This is a genomic window from Providencia sp. PROV032, from assembly GCF_028484875.1.
Lineage (GTDB): Bacteria > Pseudomonadota > Gammaproteobacteria > Enterobacterales > Enterobacteriaceae > Providencia > Providencia rettgeri_E.
The window spans coordinates 73197-95436 of the sequence record NZ_JAMPSX010000022.1 but is presented as its reverse complement, the minus strand read 5'-3'; the positions used below and the strand labels follow the sequence as shown (position 1 = coordinate 95436).

Here is a 22240-nt window from a genome sequence, read left to right as displayed (position 1 = left end):
TCTATCACATAAGTCACTCATTAGATAGTAACTCATGTCTATAACTATATCATTGATATTTAGCCAGTAATGACTCTAGTACTTGCTGATATTTCTTAAAGTCAGTTAGTCTTTTTAGCTCTTTCTAATATATGACTATTCGACCTCAATCAGTTTGACGATATAGCTTGAGATTCTTAATTCATCATTTTGTTGCCCTGATCTCAGAAATAAACACTTCTTTGTAGCATTCATCTCGATCCGTTTTACTACCGCTAATAAGTCCAGTCTAACAAAAAAATAAGCTTATTTGAAAATAGATAGCAGCACATCATTTTATGAAAAAACAATGTGCTCCCATTTTATATCTTCTCTCTTCCAGAAAAATGCTCATGCATCTTTTCAGTCATCACCCACAACGCCTTATTCAATTTAATATCCCCATCAATACCATTCACTGAACGAGTGCGAGATCGCTTACCTTTCGCATTTCTGCCTGATAATCCTCCTTTGATTAAATTCTCCTGCAAACGTTGGTATACCGTCCAGAGGTCATCTTTCTTATCTTCCCAGCGGCGCGGCTGTAATACTTGCTCCTCTGTAACTGGTTGATGCTCTTCACCAAAGCGATACGTTAAAGCCGCTTGTGCCAAGGCTTGTTGTGCTGGTGGAGGTAACAATAACGATTGCATCTCCTCACGCTTTTCTGCCACAGTATCAAAGGTTTCCAATACTTCATAAGCCCCTTCAATTACCTTGCCTACAACATCGCCTTTATGGGGTACACGCACTTCACCAAAGGTATCTCCACACACTAAACCATTTTGACATACAGCTCTGAATAGACCCGGCAGCATTTGATAGCTGCTTGAGCCATCGTGGCTATTTAAAAGAATAATTTCAGGCACTTGTATACCCGTGATTTGGTCATGGCGTCTGAGTCGTAACATATGCTTGGTGTGTTCTCGTCGGCTTGCATCACGTACACGGGTTTGACAGGCAAAGAACGGATGAAAACCTTCTTTTTGAAGACTATCGAGTAAGGTAATAGTTGGGATGTAAGTATAACGCTGACTTCTGGATTCGTGTTTTTCTTCAGAGAAAACACTCGGCACAGTACGGAACAATTCTTCAATAGTTAATGGGCGGTCACGACGAATACTATTCGCTGCACCAAAGCGGGAAGCTAAGCGAGTCATAATAAATTTCCTTGAATATAAATAAGATAGGTAAAACTGAAAGAATGAATTAAGAGGGAATTAATCGATAAGATGGAAAATAGCTGAACTTTCAGGGTGTTGGATGGCATAGTCACGAAGCTGATAGAAGCGCTCGACCAATACTTCACTTTCTGTTCTAAATGACCACTGGCTATACAACATCAAGCAAACGGCGACACCAGCCGCTTCTGGGCTCAGTTGCGCTTCATTTCCATTGTGCATATTGAACAGTGTGAGTTTTTCAGGGGTCAAATCAGGATAAATAAATGCGCCACCATTGGGTAAGGTGCAGTATTCCCAATAGCCGCCAGTGTATTCATCACAGAACTGGCCCATAATAGTGAAGATCACCACTTCAAACGTGGCGAAGCCTTTGACTGTACCAAAGTGGTTTTGCCAGAAACGTGTGCGTTGGTGGGTTGGGACGGGTGTTGCAGAGACTGAATCGAGTGTCATAAGAAAACCTTATTATGGATATTGAGAAATAAAAAAGGCAGACCTATTGGCCTGCCGTTATGCTGTTATTACATTGAAATAGTTAAGTTTTAGTTATCGCTAAATAATCCGTTGAGTAGCCTTTCAATTGCGCCACCTAATAACGTAGTACACGCGAGTGTCGCCCCAAGTCGAGCCGCTTGAATTTCAGTGTCGGAGTACTCGCCTTCAAGTGTGAGTTGTTCATTGACTGTTTTTTGAGCGTAGTAGGTGATAGATACCAGTGTTACAACGCTCACGGAGGTCGCGATCAGTTTAAAAATTGACATAAATTAACCTTAATGAATGCGTCTACAGAGTGTAAACGCAAAAGAGAATGTGAAGAATCGGGCGAATTCTCGCGATGGGCGGATTAGTAACGGTAGTGAGAAAACTCAGGTTTTGTAATAGATTGTATTTGATAGAAAAAGAGCGCTTTTGCTAGGTTGTTAATATAATCTTTTGAGTTCATTTTATCTTGATATACCCAAGCTAATGCATCTGTACGAGCTGATTGGCCCATAACCTTGGTTACCCACGGCGTGAAGTCCTCTCTTCCTCTTGAGTCTTCGAGACTAAATAGCGCATGAGTTAATACGGGCTTTTCAGGATTAACGAGACTCCAAATAAAAATTTGAGTCAGTGCCCAATCTGACGAGTTTGTCTGAGCTTGTTTTAATTCATGAATATACTTCTGTGTTTCTTGTATCCCAACATTTTGCTCTGCTTTAAACGGGGTCATGACTTCTTCAATCTGTTTCTGACGTTTAACCATGCTTTGTCGTAGCCGGGTTTCTAACTGTGTGAGTTGCAGTTTCGCATTTGGCTCTTGATTTAACCACGAAAGCAGAATTTTACTGACGTCATCTGCCTCATAGCGAAAAGCACGCAACGGGTCCATCAGGCTATTCCAGTGAGCAAGTTGTTGTTTTTCTTCTTCAGACGGTTGATAGTTTGGTATAAACTCAAATTCGTAAGCGACAAAATAATTCTGTTTAATATGCTGACGTATTAATGACCAATCGAGCTCTTGCTGGGTGACAGTAGTAACCACATGCAATACAGAACTTAAGTCAGGAACAGTCACCTGATCTGCTAAGGTGAGCGGTTCGGCATTCGCTAATCGTGATTTTACCCCCTCCATGTTATTGATTGTACTTTGATACCAGTGAGTTAAATCGTGGTTAATGACGGTTTGTAATGCCCCTTCAGCTAATTGACATTTATAGATCACCAAGGGTCTTTCTTGTTCATCCGTTAAGGTTTCCCATGTAGGCGAAACACAGTCTTTACGGTGGTTGAGTACACCCCCGAGTGTGACACTGCGGTCATAGCTATAAATCAACCCTTGAACGCGCTGAATGTCTTGGGAAACGGCTTTAGTGGGCGTTGACGTTGAATCATCACATCCCAACAAGAGTGCGCTGCTGATGCAAACGGTATAAAAAATAGTTTTCATTTTAATGCCTTATAATTTAACGAGTGATTGAATATATTGGTAATGAGGCAAGGCTTGAATAAACGCCTCTTCACATAACCGCTGATTGAGGTCTTCACGATAACGAAAGCCCCGCGCCGTCATGACCACATCTTGCAAGGCCATCACATCAAAGACGTGGATGTGCTGCGCGATATCGGCAGCGAGATACCAATGACCGTGGTAATAAATCAACTTATACGGAGCCACGTTCGTGATGCTTTTTCCTTGGTGGGCAAATTGCAGTAAACGCCGTTTCACAATGGCTTGTGTCAGGACATAAAAGCCCCCGAACAGCGAGGGGCGCTGCTCAGGTGGGGTATGGTAGACAATGAAGGGTGAATCAATCGTCGGGTCGAGTAAGACTGTCAGCAGCTTCCTGTCTAGGGCAGGAAACAGTGAGGTGACATGCGTAATCGCGGCAAAGCGAAGTATATCTTTATCGGTACGAAAGGGTCGTTGTGATGCGGCTAATCGATAACCACCTTGATGAAACTCCAAGTCCAGATACTGAAGGCGCTCATTAAAGTCACGCCTTAGGGTACGGGTTGAGACGTTCAGCTCCTCTGAAAGTGCCGATAAATAAACGGTTTCTCCTCGAAATAATTGACTGATAATAAACGCCAACCGAGACGCAAGCCGGTCATGGCGAGACACAGATGTCGACATGATGTTGTCCTTATTAAAAATAGCTCCGGCAAGCGGATAGAATGGGAGTGGCGAGCCTTATTGCGATAAGGCTTTTTGTCGTAAGTACGCCACAATGATGCAGGCAGGAACGGTGACCCGATAAGCGGGGCCAGCTAAGTCAGCGACAAGCCATGCTGAACTCACCGCAAGACCAATCGGCCCAGCAATCAAGGAAAGTGCTCGATGTGCGGCAAAGAGTGTACCAATGGTGGCAACCCCACCTAGCGCATTAATCACGCCAATGGCTGAGAGTGTTGCCACTTCTAGCGCGGCAATGCCTGAGGTACGGATAGCAGCTTGAACTGCAATCAAAATCAGTTGGGGTGTCGGGTTGGTAAGGTTAAGTTGCAACTCACGAGAGAAGGCTTGTAGCTCTTCCGTGGTTAGCTCATTTAAGCTTTTTTCTAATACTTTCAATAACAAATTTAATTCTAAGGTTTCGGTATTTCCCTCCTTCGGATAATTGACATCAAGGTGGTCACAGACATCCTGTAAGATTTCACGGTACAGCACGCCCTTATTGCCTCGAACAAAGCTCATTAAGCTGTTGGCCCCAAAAGCTTGCAGCTCTGCCGCAATCGACATCCAATATTGCTGGTGCTCTGGATGGTAGAGTTGATATTCAGGTGAGCTGGTTAAAGTTTCAGTCCAACGCTTTTGTCCGTCTTTGCTGTCGTGAGTCAGTACAGACACAAGCAGGCCCAGTTCTTCATTGCTGCATTCACGTAAAAACGCTAAATCGGTATCTAATCGGTAAGTTGCCATCAGTGTTATTCCCTAGCTTGAAAAAGAGAACACCACGATAACAACCTCACCGGACAGGTTATGTCCGGCTATTTGACTTTTTTTCGAGAGAGAAATGAAGGGAAATGACAGGGTGTGTCACTGATTTAAATTAACTAATTGATATTATTGAAATTAACTGATTTCGTGTAAGTGATATATATCTGAAAAATATTTGAATTAGTGAAATGACTATATTGGGTTAAAAAATTATAGGGCTCATACTTTTCAATAATAAACTGTAAGTAAATGTAAATTAACGATCAAAAAACAAGCATTTAAATAAGGGGAAAATGAGTTTTTACTTATCCAATTTTATCTGACGGAATCTTAATTAGTCTAATTGGGTTTATTTAACCTATTGATATATATGAATTTATATTATTGACTTGCTACTGGAAATGCGATTAATTATCCACCTCGAAACAAAAAACGTAAGGTGAAAAATATGTCTCATTTTCCATTAAATGCTTTTCCATCGCATATTCGTGACATTATTAGTGATGTTCATGGATGCACACAAGCACCAATTCCATTAATTGCCTCCTCTGTGATTAGTGCAATGTCTTTGTCTTGTCAGGGATTTATAAATGTCAGGGTTAACCAAATGGCGCCGTTTCCAGTGTCATTGTTTTTACTTGTGATAGCAAACTCAGGGGAGCGTAAAACATCAGTAGATAAAATAGTGATGCAACCTTTTTATCAACATGATTCGAATTCATTAAGAGAGTTTGAACAAAAGAAAACAAACTATTCACTTGAAATGCAGGTTTGGAAAGAGAAAGAAAAAGCGATTCTAAGCCAAATTCGCAAGAAAACAACTCGAGGGCAAAGTACCGAAGAGATATTAGAGAAGCTCAAAGCTTTACAATTAGAGAAACCCATTCTGCCAAAACATCATCGATACATTTATAACAATGTGACACCTGAAGCGCTACAAATGGGCATGTTCAATAACTATCCCCATATAGGGTTAATCGCAGATGAGGGAGCTAATATCTTAGATAGGCAGATTATGAAGGATTTAAGCTTTATAAATTCCATGTGGGATGGTGTAAGCTTTAATGTTGATCGCAAGACAACGCCAAGTTTTACGATAGAAGATGGGCGAATTACACTATCTGTAATGGTACAGAAGAAACCGTTTGATTTATATTTAAAGAGACAAGGAAATAAAGCTCGGGGAAGTGGTTTTTTTGCACGTTGTTTGGCTGTGAATATAGATGAACGATTGACGACTCAAGGTGAGCGTTTTATAAGACATAGACATTCTTTTAATATGCATCTTGATTATCTTCATTGCAGAATAAAAGGATTATTAGCAGAGAATATTTTAAATGAAAAAATAGGTAAGAAAATATGTTTATCATTAGAGTCATCTGCTCAATATGCATGGGAACAAATTTATAATAGCATTGAAACTCGACTTAAACCGGAAGAAGAATATGCGAGTATGAAAGATTTCGCATCTAAATTAGCAAATAATATTGCACGTTTAGCTGCGGTGTTTAGTTATTTTATTGATGGTGATTGCGATATAAAAAAGGAATATATTGATAGTGCATCAGTTATTTGTGAATGGTATATGCAACAAGCTATTAATTTATTTGGGCATGAAGATGGGTATTATGAAGCCTTATTATTATCATGGCTAAACCGTGAGTATTATCAAAGTGGTAGAGAGAGGGGGTGTATAAGGTTTAATGATATTCGGAGATTTGGTCCAAGTGCATTACGTAAAGGTAACTTATTGAAAACAGTTATTTCTAACCTAGAAAAAGAAAATGCAGTATATACAAATTATTCACTGCGCGGTGCAAAATTTGTATATGAGGGTAATAAATTCAATAACAATATCTTTACAAAACACCCTGCATACTCATTTTATCCATTAGCTACAACTGCTACTGTAGCAACTAATCGCAGATATTAATGATAAAATGGCACAGACTAATATCAGAGTGAAATAATTACAATTCGGACGTTTTTCTAAGTTAATGAATGTCTATAGCTTTTAATTTATCTAATTATTAAGTTTTATCGTGTCGGTATAGTAATATATGTTTATTACTTTATTTATTTAATGATGATTTATAGTTAATACCATTTCACAGGTAATAGGTTCTAATTCTATTAACTAAATGTATGCTAATTTAATTAATGAGATAGCATCTCTTATGCTTCATTGATTATCATCGTAACAATATAAATTGGAACAACATAATTATTGATGCCGACACTGCCTTTTAATATCTAATTAAGGGATGTCAAAATAAAGATGAAACCTTATACTTATAATGCCCAATATCAGCAAGCCTTCTCGAACGTAATTAATGATGCCGTACACGAGTTTCCTCGTACGCTTGCTTTACGAGTGGATCTCCGCTTTCCTTCTTATTACCAATACGGTGATTCAAATAAAGAGATAACGCGTTTTATCGAATCTTTAAAAGCAAAGATTGATGTCGCTAGTAGAAAGAAAAATCACGATTGGGATCGTAACTGGCACAATCGTTTGCGGTATATTTGGGTGCGTGAGATTGGTGAACGTAATCGGCGTAAGCATTACCATGCTTTATTACTGTTGAATAAAGATTTCAATTGGAATGCAGGGGACTTTAAATCAACTACCAGCTTAGCAGGATTAATCCAGCAAGCATGGTGTAGTGCATTAGGAATTGATCTCGCCCAATACGAAGGGCTTGTCCATTTTACAAAGAACGGGCGTCATGTACTTAATGCCAATAAAGAAGACTATCCTCAGCGGCTATTGAGTTTACTTCATTGCATGGATTATCTAGCAAAGGATCATACAAAGAGTTATCACGATGGCTATCGGTCTATTGGGATGAGTCGGGGGTAAAAAACCTTCGGAACTGCTTAAGAATAGATATGTTTAAGGGATTGCTTAGTAAATAAATACTGAAACTAATTAATAAGAATCCAAAGTAGATTGTTGGATTGAACAAGAGACTTGTTTTAATTGTGTTGGTGCATATTTAAACTAGTTGTTTTTTCATTTGTTTATAATAAATTTTGCCATTGGCTTTGAGCGAAAAGAGAAAGTTGTTTACTCTAGGGAATCGAGCAGCCAATCTTCAATATAATGGAAAGGTACTGGATATCGGTAGCAGCGGCAAGCGGTCAGTATTAATGGTGCCTTTCCTTCAGTAAAGGCTGACATTCTTTTGAACGAATCGGAATTCTTGCACTCTTGAACTATATGCCTTATCGCAGAGTTTCCATTTATTGGGAAGTTAGTTGATGCTGAGCCATGCATATCTGAGTTTGAGTACATATTTTGTTCACTGTCTTGATTTGGGTACCAATACTGTAACGTACAATGTGTTAGTTCATTTGTGGCAAATTTTTCTAGTTTTTCACTTACAGAATCTAATTTATACAAAGAGCAAAATACTACTAGCAACGGGTATAAAATACTGGCTTCCGTAGCTTTATTCTTATAGTTATTGTCAGCCTTATCTTTTTTCCTATGTTCAAGCAGATTTTCGTAAGACTCATGCACAACTGGATACATGCCATTGCTCTCAAAAGAAAACATGCACCAATTGGCCATCTGTGAGAGCCAGCTCTCCACAAATTCGTCGAGCTCTGAATTATTTGAAAGTAGCGTTAGAGTCAAAGCAATATCTATGGCTTGTGAATCCTTATATGGCGATAGCAATATTGGATTATTAACAACCAAGAGGTTAATTGATTTTGTTATTTCCCTGAGGCGCAGACGCAATTTTTCCTGTTCTTCGTTATCCCCATCTATTGGAGGATTATTAACATAATTCTTTGATAGTGAATCTAAGAGCCAGTGTCCTTTGACTGATAAACGTCCTAATACATCAAAGAGTTTGATGTTTACATCAATAGAGCAAGGAGAATGAACGGCATGGGAAAGAGCATATCTGAATTCAACATACGGAATTACACATTGATCTACATAATAATCAGTAATTTGTTGGTAAGTTTCTAAAATACTATTAAATGATTTTGATAGTTTATTTTTTCCAGTATAGCTTTCTTTGACCTTATCCCAAGCCAACAGTAATGCGCGCTCTGATGAAAGATAGGCAGCCTCTAAATTCCGCTCATCGCGACACCATGAAAATAAAACCCATAAACAAACGTTTATTCGTATTATAGACGAGGCAATAGAATCTGTATCGGTGGCATTTGACAGAATCCGATCGATCAATAGAGAAAAGTGTTTGCTTGAGCTCTCGGGCTCTTCAAGTAGAGCTAATGATTTTCTTAACAAAGCCTGACTAGAGCTAGGCAGCAACTCTTCTTTCAGCAGGTACTGTTGAATAAACTCTGAAAGTTTATCACCATTCCATTCTTCAAAAGAGATATTGTCCCGCGTATTCTTTTGCTCGTAGCCGGATACATCCTGCCTAATTCCAGAGCTAACATCGCCACCAAAACATAGGCAGATAATGATTCTTTTATCTCTATGTTCTGGTGGTAGACGGCTAGAAATAAATGAATCTTGAATTTCATCTAACGAAGGTCTAAGAGCTTGATCTGTATTTCCATTCCAAGTTTCTCGAGTAAGGTTTCCGGACTTCACTGAGAACAAATAAACTTTGTCTTCCTCATTGTTGATTCGTCCTACAGCAGCTATATCAACACCATACTCCTTAACTCCACGAGTCGGTGAGATAAATACATTCATACCCATGCTACTCAGTAAGTCTGGCAGCACGGCATCTAATTCTGCACGCTCTTTTAGTGAAGCCAAATATTGTTTAAGAATTAGCTTCATTTTTCATTTTCTCGTAGCGGTAAATGCGTAAATAATAATCTAGCGATTCGGGATCTAAAACGTTCAACCTTGGCATTTCAGTAGAATGGGAAAACGAGTGCATTTGCGCCTCCTGCCGCACGGACGTTCCATCTCCATTATGTACATAATAGATTGAACTGTTGCCGTACAATAGCTTTTGTTTCGTAGCAATTAACTGGAAAATAGAAGATTTCGATGCTTCATCGTGGGCTTTTTGCATATCTTTATCAACGTTTTTCCAATAAGCTCTTACATTTTCGCTGGGAGCCATTAACTCTTTTAATTCAGATACTTTTACAATATCAGCATGATAGGTCTCAAGTTTCCCAAGCAAGTTCTTACATAGTTGTACTTGAACATTTTTATCAATGCATGACTGGAAGAATTGTTTAAGCTCTCCTGGATAGCTTAAAAGTAAAGGTTCGTACAAAATCCGTTCAAGATTATTAAGTGTAGTTGCCGAAGCGGTTTCACAAATGGATAGTATGAAACTTGCTGCCGCGACAGGCCGAGTAAATAACCAACCAATCGCTTTGTGACTAACAAATACTTGTTTCTTATCATCACCTAGCAAGGCCATATCTGCCTTTAATTCTATGTCCTTACCCATTGCATTATAAAGTAGATCTGAGGCCGCATGACAAAGTGATAATTCTCCTGATAGAAACCACTTCGTAATGATGTAATTGCGTAGTTCTTGATGTTCACACAATAGTTTCCGAGAAAAATAGTCTAGTGATATGAATTTCACACCTACAGCGAAAATTGATTCCAATAATTCGATAGCAAGAGAGGATAAATCTTTTTTAATTAAATTGACCAATAAATAATCAATGTTATCTATGGTGGATTTGTGCTCAGGGGCGGTATTGGCTAGCTGTTTTATCAAAAGACGCAAAATACTCTCTGGAAGATTGTCGCTTTGAAATGCCACAATATGCGATATTACATTGAGATTTTCCGGAGGAAAACTCTTAACAAACGTAGTTAAAAATTCTTTAATTTGTGACCAATAAGATGGATGTTTTTCTCCAAAATGGAGTATTGCCCTCAATATCGAAGCATGACAATCAGTGTCATCCTCAATTATGGCACTATTGGTGAGTAACCCTAAGATGATACTTGTTTGAGTTTCATCGACATTAAGTCTTCCCAAAACAAAATAGGCTTGGTTTCTGACTGCTTGATTGCGATTAGCAATCACACTTTTTGTTGTTTGGATAGCCTCAGCCATACAATTTGAATCGTATGCAAGGATTGAGTAGGAAAGGAAAGGGGCATATGCATTAAGTTCATTTTGCATCAGGATAAATTCAACGCTATCTTTGGAACGTTTTGCTTCCGCACTACAGAAATGCTGAAAGGCTCCATAGACTCCAATACTATCGACTTGTTGTGCAAGGTGAACCAGGCAATGTAGTACATCTTCAACTTTTGAGTTTAGTAAAGGTAGTGCATTTTCAAAGGTGTCTATAATGCTAAAAAAATCGTTTTTGTAGGAACTTTTATCAATTCCTTTTACTATTTTGACGAAGTCAATTGCCCCTGAGTTGTGTAGTTCAGATAGTGCTTTTGCCAAAATGCTCTCTTCAGAACATCTTTCCTGAGTGTACAAATCGTTAATTTGAACAAGCAAGCTTTCCGTCGTTTTATTTGCAGCCCGTAGCTTTGCTTTTATTTCTTCTAATAACATTTCCCTGTACCTACTATACCGTCACTCAAGCCACGAATGTTTTGTAATATAAGGAGAAATAGTTTAAACGGAGTAAAATCCTCGAAAACCGTTGTTGTAATTATCAATATATTGCTTCAACCTTGAACACTATTTTTAATAGTAAAGTAGTTGAAATCATTTGGCCAGTACGATTTTTCTTGACCACTTTAACATCATTAATTAATAAGGCTGGAGTACTAAGTTAGCTCAAGAAACCCGTTCATTTGTTTTATATATCAAAGAATCATTTACTAGTAAGTTCACCTTGTGAGTATATAAACTTTATCCCCCAATGATTGCTCGAAATGCATCATTCTTATCAGATTATTGCCTTGCTAAATTAAGTTCAAAGAGAGATTTTTCTAGTAGTACATCAAAAGAAGCTTAGGTTGAATTGATTTTCAGTTATCTTATTGAAAATAATGGTTTTAATGTTTTTTGCTTATATGTAGTTGTATGTTATTTAATCTCTTATGCATGTGTAAAATCTAACAGATGAACAGCTCTTAGTATGTTTATTTTAAGTTGGTTATGATTCGTTTTGTTCGGTTTAGTCGGAAAATTAAAGTTAAAGGAAAATATATGAAACCAACAACTACATTTCTTAGTACCAAGGAGCTCATTCAGATGCTTTGCATGGGGAAATCAACTTTATATGATTGGTTAAATCAAAAATCAGCTCGATTTAAACCTGATTTTCCTAGGCCCATTAAAATAGGCAATTCAAAGGTTGTGTGGGATCTCTCAGAAATTGAGTTATGGATTGAAAAGCAGCGAAAAGGTGAGTAATGGTTGAGTAAAAGCCGCCTTTATTGGCGGCCTTTACTATTTTTAAAAATAGCGGCTACTTTCTCTTGAAATATAATTTCACTCTTAGATGTATAATCATTCATGTGGTTCCATTTTTTTACATTTGGTCTGCGCCTATCAGGTCTCATATATAAAGTTTTATCCTTTTCACCCTCTAGTCTTAACATCTCAATTATATCCTGAAGAGCATCGTTATAATCTCTCCACTTTTTGATTGATATATTATCAGTTAAATATTTAATGATTAATTCTCTACATCGCGTACTTCTAATTGCTTTAGCCGTTTTTTTACCAGCATTGGAAAAATGGGTTGAAGTAAGTGGAGTTTTTTCTTGTTGATATTTCATTCCTACATGAAAGCCGACTGAGGTGCCTAAACAGTAATTTGCATAGGTTGAGTATAAAATTGCTGTATCTATTTGTTTTTTATTGAAATAATATTCAGAGTGTAAAAACAATATTATTGATTTATTAATAGAGTTGAAAAAATCATCTTCATGGAAGGTAATATCTTTTATTATGGCATAGTGATCTTCATGCTCTTGAATTTTAATGTTATTTTTAAATGAGCTATATTTTTCATCAAAATAATTTAATGATTCATTAATACTTTTAAAATTGAATCGATGGCAAATAGCTTCAAGAGCGATTTGTTTAAAGCTAGAGAAAAGAGAATGTTGAATAGATTCTATAGTTAATGCCATTTTATGTGCTCCATGAGCAAATGAAATTGAAATAATTACTTTACTATCTTTGTTTGGAAACCATCATATAAGTTGATTGGAGCAGTATCAACAGTAGACATTCGAACTTGCAGGATCGTTTATGACATCAGAGGACAATCAATCTCTGATCAAGTTCAAGCCCAGATTAGACAAGCGCTTGAGCATGTAGCCATTATGGAGTTTAAAAGCTAATGGGACTCCAACTAATTGTAAAAGCAGATCTTAAGAAGATAGAAAAAACACTGGGATCACTGACATCAGTTTGAAGTGGTCGGATCTGAACCAGTCACGGTGGCATACGTAAGAGAGGGAGCTGTGTGTATTGGATTAAAGGGAGATGTACTATGACTAGTTCTGTGCCTGCTGCAAAAAAGAGCCCTCTATCAGAGAGGGGGGTTATCTGATAGAGGTTGTCTAGTCTCACGGGAGAAATTAGTACCTAATCTCCGGTAAAGCAGCCCTAGCAGCGCTGACTATTCCGCTATGTGATTCGCTAGTAAGGGTTCTGATCAACCAATTTTCAAACTGAATCTTACTTTTACCTGTTAGTGTCAATCCAGCTTTGGCTAGCATACCTTTATTATCAAAAATAGAAAGAATTTTATCAATGTTTCTTTCCTGAATTGCCGCCCTTAGATCGTTAGCATGAGTGTTATATATTAGCTCGACATCTAATGAACTAGTCTTATCATGATATAATGTTTTCATTTCACCAATGCTATTGCTAGCACTGATATCTACTAGTTTAAGGTATCTATCTATTCTTCTTTGACAATACATTCGAATGCATTTTTCAAAGTTAGTGCCTTGATTTATTAACTCAATAACATCGTCCAATATGATTTCTAATTTCCTAATTATTTCATCTTCAGGATAGTTTTCTTTGATAGCAATCGCGCGACTAACAGAGGGAATGAGGAAAACGTTTTCAATTTCAGAAACTGGAAGAACTTTAATCCCGAGTTCATTAAATGCGTCTATCTCTTCATCGCTATGCCCGTCAGCGTCAACAATACCAGCACACCTTATACGTGTGAGATTTTTATTTTCTCTAAGTGTAACTACAGCATGAATCACATTCTGGCAAGATCCTCTAGGTATAACAGTCCACTCTGGGTAAATGCTACGGTACAATGCTTTATCCAAACTATTGTCATCACCTTCAACGAAAAGAATCGGCCTTCTACTACCTAAAATAAGAGTTGTTAAATCTTCAGAAAAACCAGTTTCCTCTGGTATCTCTTCCACCCTCCAAATAGGGCCATTTGGTTGATAATCTTTAATTGCTATTTTTTTAGCAATTCGGCTTGAAGCAAACTCAATGTCATGAGTAATGAAAATAAAAGCACAATCTTGTCTAGCACTTTCAAGCTGATCCCAAAGTGAGCTCATTATAGAACGATGGATGTGGAGTTCAGGTTCATCAATAATGAGAACAGAGTTAGTAGCAGCGACTAAAACTTGTCCAATTAGATAAAAAATAGCTCGCTCACCATCACTCATATCAGCGGAGCTATAAGTTAAATCATTACCAGGTATTTTTACCTGAATATTATCCCCATCAATAACTAACTCTCTGTGGGGGATTAAATTCCTCCACATTTCATTTAATTTCTCTAATTTAGTTTTCTTGGGTTCGCCGCTGGCTTCACCCATTAAAATATGATGACTATCAAGTGCCGTTTTAGATTGCTCAGCAAAAAGTGCTTGAATAACACAGTCAAAATCGTTAAGTAAAAAACTACTGGCTTTAGATTGCCACCGGTACTGATTACGCTGGTTAATAGATATACCATCCCAATCACTTCCATACCGGAGTGTTCTCAGGGCCGTATCTTCTCTTATTTTTGGAACGTCCGGGTTTAAATTCAACGCGCGATGAGCAGATATTCTATGAGCTCGTTCCCCAAGAGACTCTTCAATGTTTATAGCAAGCCGTGATTTTCCACTGCCATTAGCACCAACAAAAATAACAGCCTCGCCAAAATCAATGCCTATGGTTAGATTACCTGTGTCTGTAGGTACATTAAAATCCATTTACATTCCTTTCTTATTCATAACAGATGAAAATATAAATAAAACCTCAACTTATCAATATGGAGGCTCTATTTACCATAAAACTGTACATACTACATTAATTTGCTAATAGACATATCCAGCCACGTTTTTTATCAAAGGAGATTTTTCTCCTCTGATCAGCTCACCTTAAAATAATATCATGTGCAACAAACGTCCGCTACTGGCACAAAGCTGACATCTAGACGATGCATAGCTCTGTACCATTATAGCGTAGTTCAAATTCGAACTGGCACACAAGTTACCCAACTAGCGATATTCCCCTTATCCCGCCTTCTATAATACTTCCCCTATCTGCTGCCTCAATAAAATCTGCCCACCATTGCATCATAGGGCGTCTTTGCTCTAGGTAGTCACTACGGTTGTATGCTCGCCTCACTTCGTTTTTATCGACGTGGGCGAGGGCGGCTTCGATAACATCGGGTGGAAAGCCTTGTTCATTGAGAGCGGTGCTAGCAATTGAGCGAAGACCGTGAGAAACCAATACACCACCGAATCCGGCGCGTTTTAATGCAGCATTGACGGTTTGGCTGTTCATGGGTTGGGTAGGCTTGATACGGCTAGGAAAGATAAACTCACGATGACCACTGAGTGGTTTCATGAGCTCTAAGATAGCTAAAGCAGCTTCAGATAACGGAACCGTATGTTCACGGTTCATCTTCATTCTAGCTGCAGGTATCTTCCATTCCTTGGTTTCAAAGTTGATTTCGTCCCAACGGGCTTCAGCGGCTTCGGCTGGGCGGGATATGGTAAGCAGCTGCCACATAAACAAGCATCGAGTAGATAGGCTAATACTAGCTGTACGCATTGTCTGCATGAGCTTTGGTAGCTGATCAGGAGGAATACTTGGCATATTCTTTTTCTTGGGTTTTTCAAAAGCCTTACCAATATTGATGCTCGGTACTGCATCAATTAAGCCAGTATTTTGAGCATAGATCATCACTTCGTTGATACGCTGACATAGGCGACGAACCGTTTCTAGTGCGCCTCTAGCTTGAACCGGTTGTATTGCTTGGACCAATATATGCGCTTTGATATCAGTAACGCTGATGTCACCTATGGCAGGGAACACATCTCGCTCAAGTGAACGCCAGATATCATTACCGTAGTCTTCTGTGACGGTGGACTTCTTCACTTCCCACCAACGTTCAGCAACTAGTTGAAAGGTATTTGCCTTAGCTTCTAAGCTGTTACGGACTTGCTCTTTATGGTGATCTTGTGGGTCTATCTGCTTAGCGAGTAGTGTTCTTGCTTCAAGGCGGTAACTACGTGCATCAGCAAGACTGACGGCAGGGTAAGAACCAAGGCTCTTTTTAGCTCGCTTTTTGGTGAGAGGACGAATGTAGCGAAATGACCACAGCTTGCTGCCATTGGATTTAACCAATAGCTCTAATCCATCGCCATCATAGAGGACATAATCACTCTGTTTTGGTTTTGCTGCGTCGATCTCTTTTGCAGATAAGGGTTTGGTTTGTCTTGCCATTTTTGATGTTCCATTGTTTTTAGGCACCTCAAAAACTATAAAGGTTTGCGAGGTGCCTATCAAGGTGCCTAAGATGATTGGATTTAATTAGGTGACATCAGACTGCGCAGGACATAAAAAAGCCCGCAACTCATTGAGTTAGCGGGCTTTTCAGTCTTCCTTGGACGTCCTTAGAAGATAATTTGGTGGAGCTGGCGGGAGTTGAACCCGCGTCCGAAATTTCTACATCCTCGGTACTACATGCTTAGTCTAGTCTTTAAATTCATTTGCCAACTGCGGACAGACACGCCATCAACAAACTATCCTGATTAAATTTAACGCTGCAACCCCAGGCAAGGCATTCACGCGATCTCTTTTGGGTTTGACCTCTCTTGATCCCCGTCTTAAGAGCGGAAGCTAGGGAGAGAGGGCTCTAAGCAGGTTATTAAGCTGCTAAAGCGTAGTTTTCGTCGTTTGCGACTATTTTTTTGCGGCTTTTTACGAGGCCAACCGCCCCTCGGCATGCACCTTGGGTTTCGCAAATCCCGTCGAATCCAGAATCAGCCCCAAGTTGTTGTGCGCAGTATAACAGAAAAATACTCTATAAAGCTAGAGGTTAGCGGTTAGAATGTTTCATTATACGTGCTTTATCGAGCTGCCATTCACGTTCTTTAATATCAGAACGTTTATCGTGAGATTTTTTACCTCTGGCAACACCGATTTTAACTTTACACCATGCATTTTTCCAGTATAGGGAAAGTGCAATAACGGTATAACCTTCACGATTGACTTTACCGTAGAGTGTATCTAGTTCACGTTGATTTAGAAGCAATTTACGGCTACGAGTTGGATCACAGACAACATGCGATGATGCAACTGTCAGTGGAGTGAAGTTTGCACCGAATAAATAAGCTTCGCCGTCCCTTAAAAGAACGTAGCTATCTCCAATGTTGGCTTTGCCTGCTCGGAGTGATTTAACTTCCCAACCTTGTAGGGATAGACCCGCCTCGAACTCCTCTTCGATAGAATATTCGTGGCGAGCACGCTTGTTCATAGCAATTGTTGCTGAACCGGGTTTATATGGTTTTTTCTTTGTCATAGTGCAATCATTATACTGTAAGCTGAGTTGAAAGAAATCTTTCTAAGCTGATATTTTTTTGATTGTGCAAATCTTGCCCTATGTGGGTTTTGTTTTTTGTTTAACCAATCAAAGATGGTATTATACGCTCAGTTTTTGGGGATAGGAATTGATATGCCACAGATTAGCCGCTCTGCGTTAGTTCCGTTTAGCGCAGAACAAATGTATAAACTCGTTAATGACGTTATTTCATATCCAAGCTTTTTGCCTGGGTGTGTCGGTAGCCAAATTATTAGTCATAGTTCTGAAGAAATGACCGCTTCTGTTGAAGTGTCAAAAGCAGGCATTAGCAAAACTTTTGTCACAAAAAATGTGCTAGAAGATAATAAGTGCATTCATATGCAACTTGTGGAAGGGCCATTTAGTAAATTAGCGGGTGGCTGGAGATTTATTCCTTTAAGCGCTGACGCTTGTAAAATCGAGTTTCACCTTGATTTTGAGTTTACAAATAAATTGATAGAGCTTGCATTTGGTAAAATTTTCAAAGAATTAGCAAATAATATGGTTCAAGCTTTTACTTTAAGAGCGAAGGATGTTTACAGTGTCTGAGCTGAATATTGAAGTGACATATGCGCTTCCTGAAAAGCAATTTTTGCTATCGGTTAAAGTTAAAGAGGGTAGTACAGTAGAAGAAGCGATACTTGCTTCTGGCATCCTAGCTCTTAGGGATGATATTGACCTTAAAAAAAATAAGATTGGTATTTATAGTCGCCCCGCAAAATTGACTGATTTAGTGCAAGATGGGGATCGGGTGGAGATTTATCGACCTTTGATTGCAGATCCAAAAGAATTACGTCGTAAGCGAGCTGAAAAATCTAAAGAAAATAAAAAATAAGTCACCTTATTCTAGAGTAGCAAACCGAGCAAAAGCTCGGTTTTTTATTGAAATTTATTTAATTTAAATGAGATTAAATAAATCTGTAATAAAGACATTTATAATAACAACCTGCCTAGGTAACTTTTAAAAAGACAGGGCGTTATTATCATTCTAAGTAGCTCTAGTGTCTTAGGTTATTCCGCTGCTTTAGTTTCTGATACTTTTGTTTCAGCGGCTTCCATTGATTCTTGCGCGGCAAGATTTTTCTCGTTTTTGATGTCAGTCAGAATGCCATTACGATCAAAGATCAGAGTTAAAGTTTCTTGCTGAACTGGGTCATGACCAAGTTCTTGGCGGAAAACATAATACCAAGTCTGAGTACCAAATGGGTCAGATAACATTGGCGTGCCCAAAGTATAAGCGACTTGTTGCTGTGTCATTCCTTTTTGGATCTTAGCAACATCTTTCGCTGTGAGGTAATTACCTTGGTTAATGTCTGGGTGATAGACAAGACGTTCCATCATTGAACAGCCCGTAGACATTAATGCGAGTGATAGTGCTGCAGCAGTTAACAATTTATAACGCATGGATATCTCATTCCTTTTGGAGTCAGAACATCAATGATAATCGACATTGATACAATTTAAAACCTTCCTTATCGACTCTAAGACCACATAAGCATAAAAAAGTTGTCAAAAATTATGCTGCAAGTAACTCTTTAGCATTGGCAAGCGTATTTTTTGTTACCTCAGAACCAGCGAGAAGACGCGCAAGCTCTTGTAATCTAGCTTTTTTATCCAGTAATTGCATGTGAGTTTCTGTTTCTATGCCATTTGTCTCTTTACTCACATAAAAGTGATGATGACCACACCCAGCGACTTGTGGTAAATGTGTTACGCACATCACTTGCGTTGACTCACCGAGTTCGCGTAGTAATTTCCCTACAATTGCCGCTGTTGGCCCACTAATACCGACATCGACTTCATCAAATATTAATGCAGGTGTATCCATCTTTTTAGCAGTAATGACTTGGATAGCTAATGCTATACGTGATAATTCACCACCCGATGCAACTTTAGCAAGCGCTTGGTGTGGCTGCCCTGGGTTAGTCGTCACATTGAATTCTACTTTACAGGCACCATCGATTTGTAGTTGTTCAGGTATAAATTTTACATCAATGGTAAATAGGCCATGAGGCATTGAAAGTTGATGCATACTATTGGTAATTAATGTACTTAATTCTTGGGCATAGTGTAGACGTACATGGTGTAAGCGTTCTGCACATTCGAGAGCTATATGATGATTTGCTTGTACTTGCGCATTTAAGACTTCAGCGTCTTCATTCTGATTAGCTATTTGTTCTTGTTCGCTTAGTAATTGCTGAAATAATTCCGGTAAGGCTTCTGGTGTGACATGGTGTTTACGTGCTAAGTTAATTTGTTTAGAGATACGCTTTTCGAGTTCAAACAAACGATTAGGGTCAAGCTCATATTGGTCACAATAGTGCTTAATTTCATCACTGACTTCGCTGACTTGTATCGATGCTTCTTCAAGCATATCAAGTAGCTCTGAAAATTTAGGGTTAAGAGCGACCAAATCAGTCAATTCATTTTTTGCTATATTTAATAAGCTAATAACATTTGCATCATCATTTTCAGAGAGTATTTGCGTTGTTGATTGCCCAATAGCTAAAAATTGCCCATGATTAGCAAGCTGTTTATATTCTTGGTCTATCTCTTCAAATTCTCCTTGAACAGGGAGGAATTCATTTAGTTCTTTCAGATGGTATTCCAGCAGCAGCTGCCGAGATTCACGCTCTTGCATCTGTTTTTGAAATATGGCTAATTGTTGGCAGGAATCATGCCATGTTTGCCATGCTTTTTTCATTTGAACAAGCAGTTCTTGCTGGTTTGAATAAGCATCAAGCAGGGATTTTTGATGAGCGCTATCTAGCAAGAGTTGGTGTGCGTGCTGGCCATGAATTTGGATCAGTAATGTGCCTAGCTCTCTAAGTTGTGATAAAGGAACTGAAATGCCGTTAATAAAGCCACGTGAACGCCCGTCTGGAGAGATAGTACGACGTAATAAGCACTCACTTTGGTTATCAAGTTGGTGTTCTGTAAGCCAATTGGCAGCCATTTGTGCATCTACTAAGGAAAAGCGAGCGCAAAGGTCAGCACGTTGTGCACCGGGACGTACCATATTGGCTTCACCCCGATTCCCTAGACACAGGCCAAGTGCATCAATAGCAATAGACTTACCCGCACCTGTTTCACCAGTTATGGTTGTCATACCATTACGGAAATCAATTTCTAATTCACGGACGATGGCAAAATTATTGATTGTTAGTTGGGTAAGCATCTGCGCTCTCCTGTAAAAATACACACCTGTGTTTTAATACAGTGTATGACTGTTTTTTTATACAGTAAAGAGGCAGAGTGAAAAAATTAAAAAGTTTTTTTAGCCCATCCTAGTTTTGAACTTAACGTATTGAAATAATTATAATCTTGTGGATGAACTAAATTAAGGTTTTTATTACTACGTTTAACAATGACTTCCTCGCCATCCTGAATAGGGAGCATAATTTGGCTGTCACAGCTGACTTCATAATCAATATTTGTTCGTAAGAATTTCAGCCGAATACTGCTGTCACTGCTAATGACTAGAGGCCTTGAGGATAAGGTATGTGGAAACATAGGAACCAATACAATCGCATCCAAATTCGGGGTTAAGATAGGGCCACCAGCAGAAAGAGAATACGCTGTAGAGCCCGTTGGTGTGGCGATAATTAAGCCATCAGAACGTTGAGAAAAGGCAAATTTTTCATCAATATAGACCTCGAATTCGATCATATGGGCAACTTTGCCTGGGTGTAGAACAATTTCGTTAATTGCGCTGCTTTTACGGGCTTTTTGGTTAGCTTTAATAACTTGAGCTTCTAGCAAAAAACGTCTTTCTTCACGATATTTACCTTCAAGAACACTCGAAAGTTGTTGTAATGCGTTATCAGGGTCTAAATCAGTAAGAAAACCGAGATTACCGCGATTTACACCAATAACTTTATTATTATACCGAGATAAAATACGCGCAGCGCCAAGCATGTTGCCATCTCCCCCTACGACGACAACTAAGTCAGCCTGTTGGCCTATTTCAGTTAATGTCCCGGTGTTGGCATTGGTTAATTTTAAATCTTTAGCAACTTGTTTATCGATAATGGAATGATATTTTTTTGAAACTAGCCAATGGTATATTAATTCATGAGTCGCCAAAGCCTCAGGGTGCCTAGGGTGCCCGACAATGCCTATCGTTTTAAAATGTGGTTGTGGTGTATTATTGCCCTTTTGCATACTTTTTTGGCCTCTGATTGTATGACTTCCCTTGAATCCCTGTATTAGATCCCCATAATACTCTCATATATGGGATTAATGCTAAATACGCGGAGATATTCATGAGTAGTAAAGACCAAAACATGCATAATGAGCAAGCTTTTGAACAAAATGAATCACAAAAAGTTCAAGCTGAGCAAGAAGCCAGCGTTCAACAAGCTGATGAGTTACAAGCAGACGAACAAGCGTTAGCCGCGCGTATTGCTGAGCTTGAACAACAGTTAGAAGCTTCACAAAAAACTGAACGTGAAGCGATGTTACGTGCACACGCCGAAATTGAAAATATTCGTCGTAGGACTGAGCAAGATATCGAAAAGGCACATAAATTTGCACTGGAAAAATTCTCAAATGAATTATTGCCAGTGATTGATAACTTGGAACGTGCAATAGAAGCTGCTGATCACGAAAGTGAAGAGTCTAAAGCGATGTTAGAAGGGCTAAATTTAACGCTAAAAACCTTCTTAGATGCAGTGGCTAAGTTCGGTATTGAGCCTGTAAGTGAAGTGAATGTGCCATTTAATCCTGAGGTTCATCAAGCGATGACGATGATTGAGTCACCTGATCACCAATCTAACCATGTGATTGATGTGATGCAAAAAGGGTACACGTTAAATAACCGTTTACTCAGACCTGCAATGGTGATTGTATCTAAGTAATTGATAAAATGGGATACTTAAGTATCCCATTTTTT

Annotated in this window: 21 protein-coding genes and 1 other RNA gene; 6 read left to right on the top strand and 16 right to left on the bottom strand. The window is 38.8% G+C overall.

Annotated elements, in window-relative coordinates; genetic code table 11:
- Positions 1-341: 341 nt before the first annotated feature.
- The 6 genes from PSF42_RS15380 to PSF42_RS15355 all read right to left on the bottom strand — a co-directional run bounded on the left by PSF42_RS15380 (position 342) and on the right by PSF42_RS15355 (position 4605).
- On the bottom strand, positions 342-1178 hold the full coding sequence (locus tag PSF42_RS15380; RefSeq protein ID WP_272517084.1) for a DUF932 domain-containing protein: 837 nt from the start codon (positions 1176-1178) through the stop codon (positions 342-344).
- Between the two features lie 60 nt (positions 1179-1238).
- The gene (locus PSF42_RS15375) at positions 1239-1655 is read right to left on the bottom strand and encodes an antirestriction protein (protein WP_272517083.1); all 417 of its coding nucleotides are present in this window, start codon (positions 1653-1655) and stop codon (positions 1239-1241) included.
- Between the two features lie 89 nt (positions 1656-1744).
- The gene (locus tag PSF42_RS15370; protein ID WP_036942776.1) at positions 1745-1963 is read right to left on the bottom strand and encodes a hypothetical protein; all 219 of its coding nucleotides are present in this window, start codon (positions 1961-1963) and stop codon (positions 1745-1747) included.
- A gap of 83 nt (positions 1964-2046) precedes the next feature.
- Entirely contained in the window at positions 2047-3132 is a 1086-nt protein-coding gene (locus PSF42_RS15365; RefSeq protein WP_272517082.1) for a hypothetical protein, read from the bottom strand.
- 9 nt (positions 3133-3141) lie between these two features.
- The gene (locus tag PSF42_RS15360) at positions 3142-3819 is read right to left on the bottom strand and encodes a helix-turn-helix transcriptional regulator (RefSeq protein WP_272517081.1); all 678 of its coding nucleotides are present in this window, start codon (positions 3817-3819) and stop codon (positions 3142-3144) included.
- 57 nt (positions 3820-3876) lie between these two features.
- Positions 3877-4605: a DUF3944 domain-containing protein gene (locus PSF42_RS15355; RefSeq protein WP_272517080.1), complete on the bottom strand. Its 729-nt coding sequence runs from the start codon at positions 4603-4605 to the stop codon at positions 3877-3879.
- Between the two features lie 466 nt (positions 4606-5071).
- Here PSF42_RS15355 and PSF42_RS15350 point away from each other — a divergent pair, with 466 nt between their 5' ends.
- Both PSF42_RS15350 and PSF42_RS15345 read left to right on the top strand, forming a co-directional pair.
- On the top strand, positions 5072-6556 hold the full coding sequence (locus tag PSF42_RS15350) for a YfjI family protein (protein ID WP_272517079.1): 1485 nt from the start codon (positions 5072-5074) through the stop codon (positions 6554-6556).
- A gap of 345 nt (positions 6557-6901) precedes the next feature.
- Positions 6902-7486, top strand: coding sequence for an inovirus Gp2 family protein (locus PSF42_RS15345; RefSeq protein ID WP_272517078.1), 585 nt, complete (start codon positions 6902-6904; stop codon positions 7484-7486).
- A 207-nt stretch (positions 7487-7693) separates the two neighbouring features.
- Here the strand turns inward: PSF42_RS15345 and PSF42_RS15340 are convergent, their stop codons facing one another.
- Positions 7694-9400, bottom strand: a complete 1707-nt coding sequence (locus tag PSF42_RS15340) for a hypothetical protein (RefSeq protein ID WP_272517077.1) — start codon at positions 9398-9400, stop codon at positions 7694-7696.
- Entirely contained in the window at positions 9384-11114 is a 1731-nt protein-coding gene (locus PSF42_RS15335; protein WP_272517076.1) for a hypothetical protein, read from the bottom strand. Before PSF42_RS15335 ends, PSF42_RS15340 begins: the two co-directional genes overlap by 17 nt.
- A 603-nt stretch (positions 11115-11717) precedes the next feature.
- Between PSF42_RS15335 and PSF42_RS15330 the strand changes: the two genes are divergently transcribed.
- Positions 11718-11924: a helix-turn-helix transcriptional regulator gene (locus tag PSF42_RS15330; RefSeq protein WP_272517075.1), complete on the top strand. Its 207-nt coding sequence runs from the start codon at positions 11718-11720 to the stop codon at positions 11922-11924.
- Between the two features lie 20 nt (positions 11925-11944).
- Here the strand turns inward: PSF42_RS15330 and PSF42_RS15325 are convergent, their stop codons facing one another.
- The 5 genes from PSF42_RS15325 to smpB all read right to left on the bottom strand — a co-directional run bounded on the left by PSF42_RS15325 (position 11945) and on the right by smpB (position 17307).
- Positions 11945-12649 (bottom strand): hypothetical protein, encoded by a 705-nt coding sequence (locus tag PSF42_RS15325; RefSeq protein WP_272517074.1) that lies wholly within the window; start codon positions 12647-12649, stop codon positions 11945-11947.
- A 453-nt stretch (positions 12650-13102) separates the two neighbouring features.
- Positions 13103-14707 carry an AAA family ATPase gene (locus PSF42_RS15320; RefSeq protein WP_272517073.1) on the bottom strand — a complete coding sequence of 535 codons (1605 nt, stop codon included), beginning with the start codon at positions 14705-14707 and terminating at the stop codon, positions 13103-13105.
- Between the two features lie 280 nt (positions 14708-14987).
- Positions 14988-16229, bottom strand: a complete 1242-nt coding sequence (locus PSF42_RS15315) for an integrase (RefSeq protein WP_272517072.1) — start codon at positions 16227-16229, stop codon at positions 14988-14990.
- 183 nt (positions 16230-16412) lie between these two features.
- Positions 16413-16776: a transfer-messenger RNA gene (gene ssrA / locus PSF42_RS15310) on the bottom strand.
- Positions 16777-16824: 48 nt separating this feature from the next.
- The gene (gene smpB, locus PSF42_RS15305) at positions 16825-17307 is read right to left on the bottom strand and encodes an SsrA-binding protein SmpB (protein WP_004265004.1); all 483 of its coding nucleotides are present in this window, start codon (positions 17305-17307) and stop codon (positions 16825-16827) included.
- 153 nt (positions 17308-17460) lie between these two features.
- On the opposite strand from smpB, the gene PSF42_RS15300 reads away from it, so the two are divergent.
- Both PSF42_RS15300 and PSF42_RS15295 read left to right on the top strand, forming a co-directional pair.
- Positions 17461-17895, top strand: a complete 435-nt coding sequence (locus PSF42_RS15300; protein WP_213913147.1) for a type II toxin-antitoxin system RatA family toxin — start codon at positions 17461-17463, stop codon at positions 17893-17895.
- Complete coding sequence (locus PSF42_RS15295) at positions 17888-18181, top strand: RnfH family protein (protein WP_125892286.1); 294 nt, start codon at positions 17888-17890, stop codon at positions 18179-18181. Before PSF42_RS15300 ends, PSF42_RS15295 begins: the two co-directional genes overlap by 8 nt.
- 176 nt (positions 18182-18357) lie before the next feature.
- On the opposite strand, the gene bamE is transcribed toward PSF42_RS15295, so the two are convergent.
- The 3 genes from bamE to nadK form a co-directional block, all read right to left on the bottom strand.
- Positions 18358-18750, bottom strand: coding sequence for an outer membrane protein assembly factor BamE (gene bamE, locus PSF42_RS15290; protein WP_125892284.1), 393 nt, complete (start codon positions 18748-18750; stop codon positions 18358-18360).
- Between the two features lie 112 nt (positions 18751-18862).
- The gene (recN, locus tag PSF42_RS15285) at positions 18863-20524 is read right to left on the bottom strand and encodes a DNA repair protein RecN (RefSeq protein WP_272680318.1); all 1662 of its coding nucleotides are present in this window, start codon (positions 20522-20524) and stop codon (positions 18863-18865) included.
- A gap of 86 nt (positions 20525-20610) precedes the next feature.
- A complete protein-coding gene (gene nadK, locus PSF42_RS15280; RefSeq protein ID WP_272680317.1) occupies positions 20611-21510 on the bottom strand; it encodes an NAD(+) kinase in 900 nt (299 codons plus the stop codon).
- Between the two features lie 101 nt (positions 21511-21611).
- Here nadK and grpE point away from each other — a divergent pair, with 101 nt between their 5' ends.
- Complete coding sequence (grpE, locus tag PSF42_RS15275) at positions 21612-22205, top strand: nucleotide exchange factor GrpE (RefSeq protein ID WP_125892278.1); 594 nt, start codon at positions 21612-21614, stop codon at positions 22203-22205.
- Positions 22206-22240: the final 35 nt, after the last annotated feature.

Bases quoted from the DNA above. Each gene is read 5' to 3' on its own strand.
- PSF42_RS15320 (WP_272517073.1), bottom strand. From the start codon at position 14,707: ATGGATTTTAATGTACCTACAGACACAGGTAATCTAACCATAGGCATT.
- PSF42_RS15330 (WP_272517075.1), top strand. From the start codon at position 11,718: ATGAAACCAACAACTACATTTCTTAGTACCAAGGAGCTCATTCAGATG.
- PSF42_RS15300 (WP_213913147.1), top strand. From the start codon at position 17,461: ATGCCACAGATTAGCCGCTCTGCGTTAGTTCCGTTTAGCGCAGAACAA.
- PSF42_RS15340 (WP_272517077.1), bottom strand. From the start codon at position 9,400: ATGAAGCTAATTCTTAAACAATATTTGGCTTCACTAAAAGAGCGTGCA.
- PSF42_RS15370 (WP_036942776.1), bottom strand. From the start codon at position 1,963: ATGTCAATTTTTAAACTGATCGCGACCTCCGTGAGCGTTGTAACACTG.
- PSF42_RS15345 (WP_272517078.1), top strand. From the start codon at position 6,902: ATGAAACCTTATACTTATAATGCCCAATATCAGCAAGCCTTCTCGAAC.
- PSF42_RS15380 (WP_272517084.1), bottom strand. From the start codon at position 1,178: ATGACTCGCTTAGCTTCCCGCTTTGGTGCAGCGAATAGTATTCGTCGT.
- PSF42_RS15350 (WP_272517079.1), top strand. From the start codon at position 5,072: ATGTCTCATTTTCCATTAAATGCTTTTCCATCGCATATTCGTGACATT.
- PSF42_RS15325 (WP_272517074.1), bottom strand. From the start codon at position 12,649: ATGGCATTAACTATAGAATCTATTCAACATTCTCTTTTCTCTAGCTTT.
- PSF42_RS15360 (WP_272517081.1), bottom strand. From the start codon at position 3,819: ATGTCGACATCTGTGTCTCGCCATGACCGGCTTGCGTCTCGGTTGGCG.
- PSF42_RS15365 (WP_272517082.1), bottom strand. From the start codon at position 3,132: ATGAAAACTATTTTTTATACCGTTTGCATCAGCAGCGCACTCTTGTTG.
- nadK (WP_272680317.1), bottom strand. From the start codon at position 21,510: ATGCAAAAGGGCAATAATACACCACAACCACATTTTAAAACGATAGGC.
- PSF42_RS15355 (WP_272517080.1), bottom strand. From the start codon at position 4,605: ATGGCAACTTACCGATTAGATACCGATTTAGCGTTTTTACGTGAATGC.
- recN (WP_272680318.1), bottom strand. From the start codon at position 20,524: ATGCTTACCCAACTAACAATCAATAATTTTGCCATCGTCCGTGAATTA.
- PSF42_RS15335 (WP_272517076.1), bottom strand. From the start codon at position 11,114: ATGTTATTAGAAGAAATAAAAGCAAAGCTACGGGCTGCAAATAAAACG.
- smpB (WP_004265004.1), bottom strand. From the start codon at position 17,307: ATGACAAAGAAAAAACCATATAAACCCGGTTCAGCAACAATTGCTATG.
- PSF42_RS15375 (WP_272517083.1), bottom strand. From the start codon at position 1,655: ATGACACTCGATTCAGTCTCTGCAACACCCGTCCCAACCCACCAACGC.
- grpE (WP_125892278.1), top strand. From the start codon at position 21,612: ATGAGTAGTAAAGACCAAAACATGCATAATGAGCAAGCTTTTGAACAA.
- bamE (WP_125892284.1), bottom strand. From the start codon at position 18,750: ATGCGTTATAAATTGTTAACTGCTGCAGCACTATCACTCGCATTAATG.
- PSF42_RS15315 (WP_272517072.1), bottom strand. From the start codon at position 16,229: ATGGCAAGACAAACCAAACCCTTATCTGCAAAAGAGATCGACGCAGCA.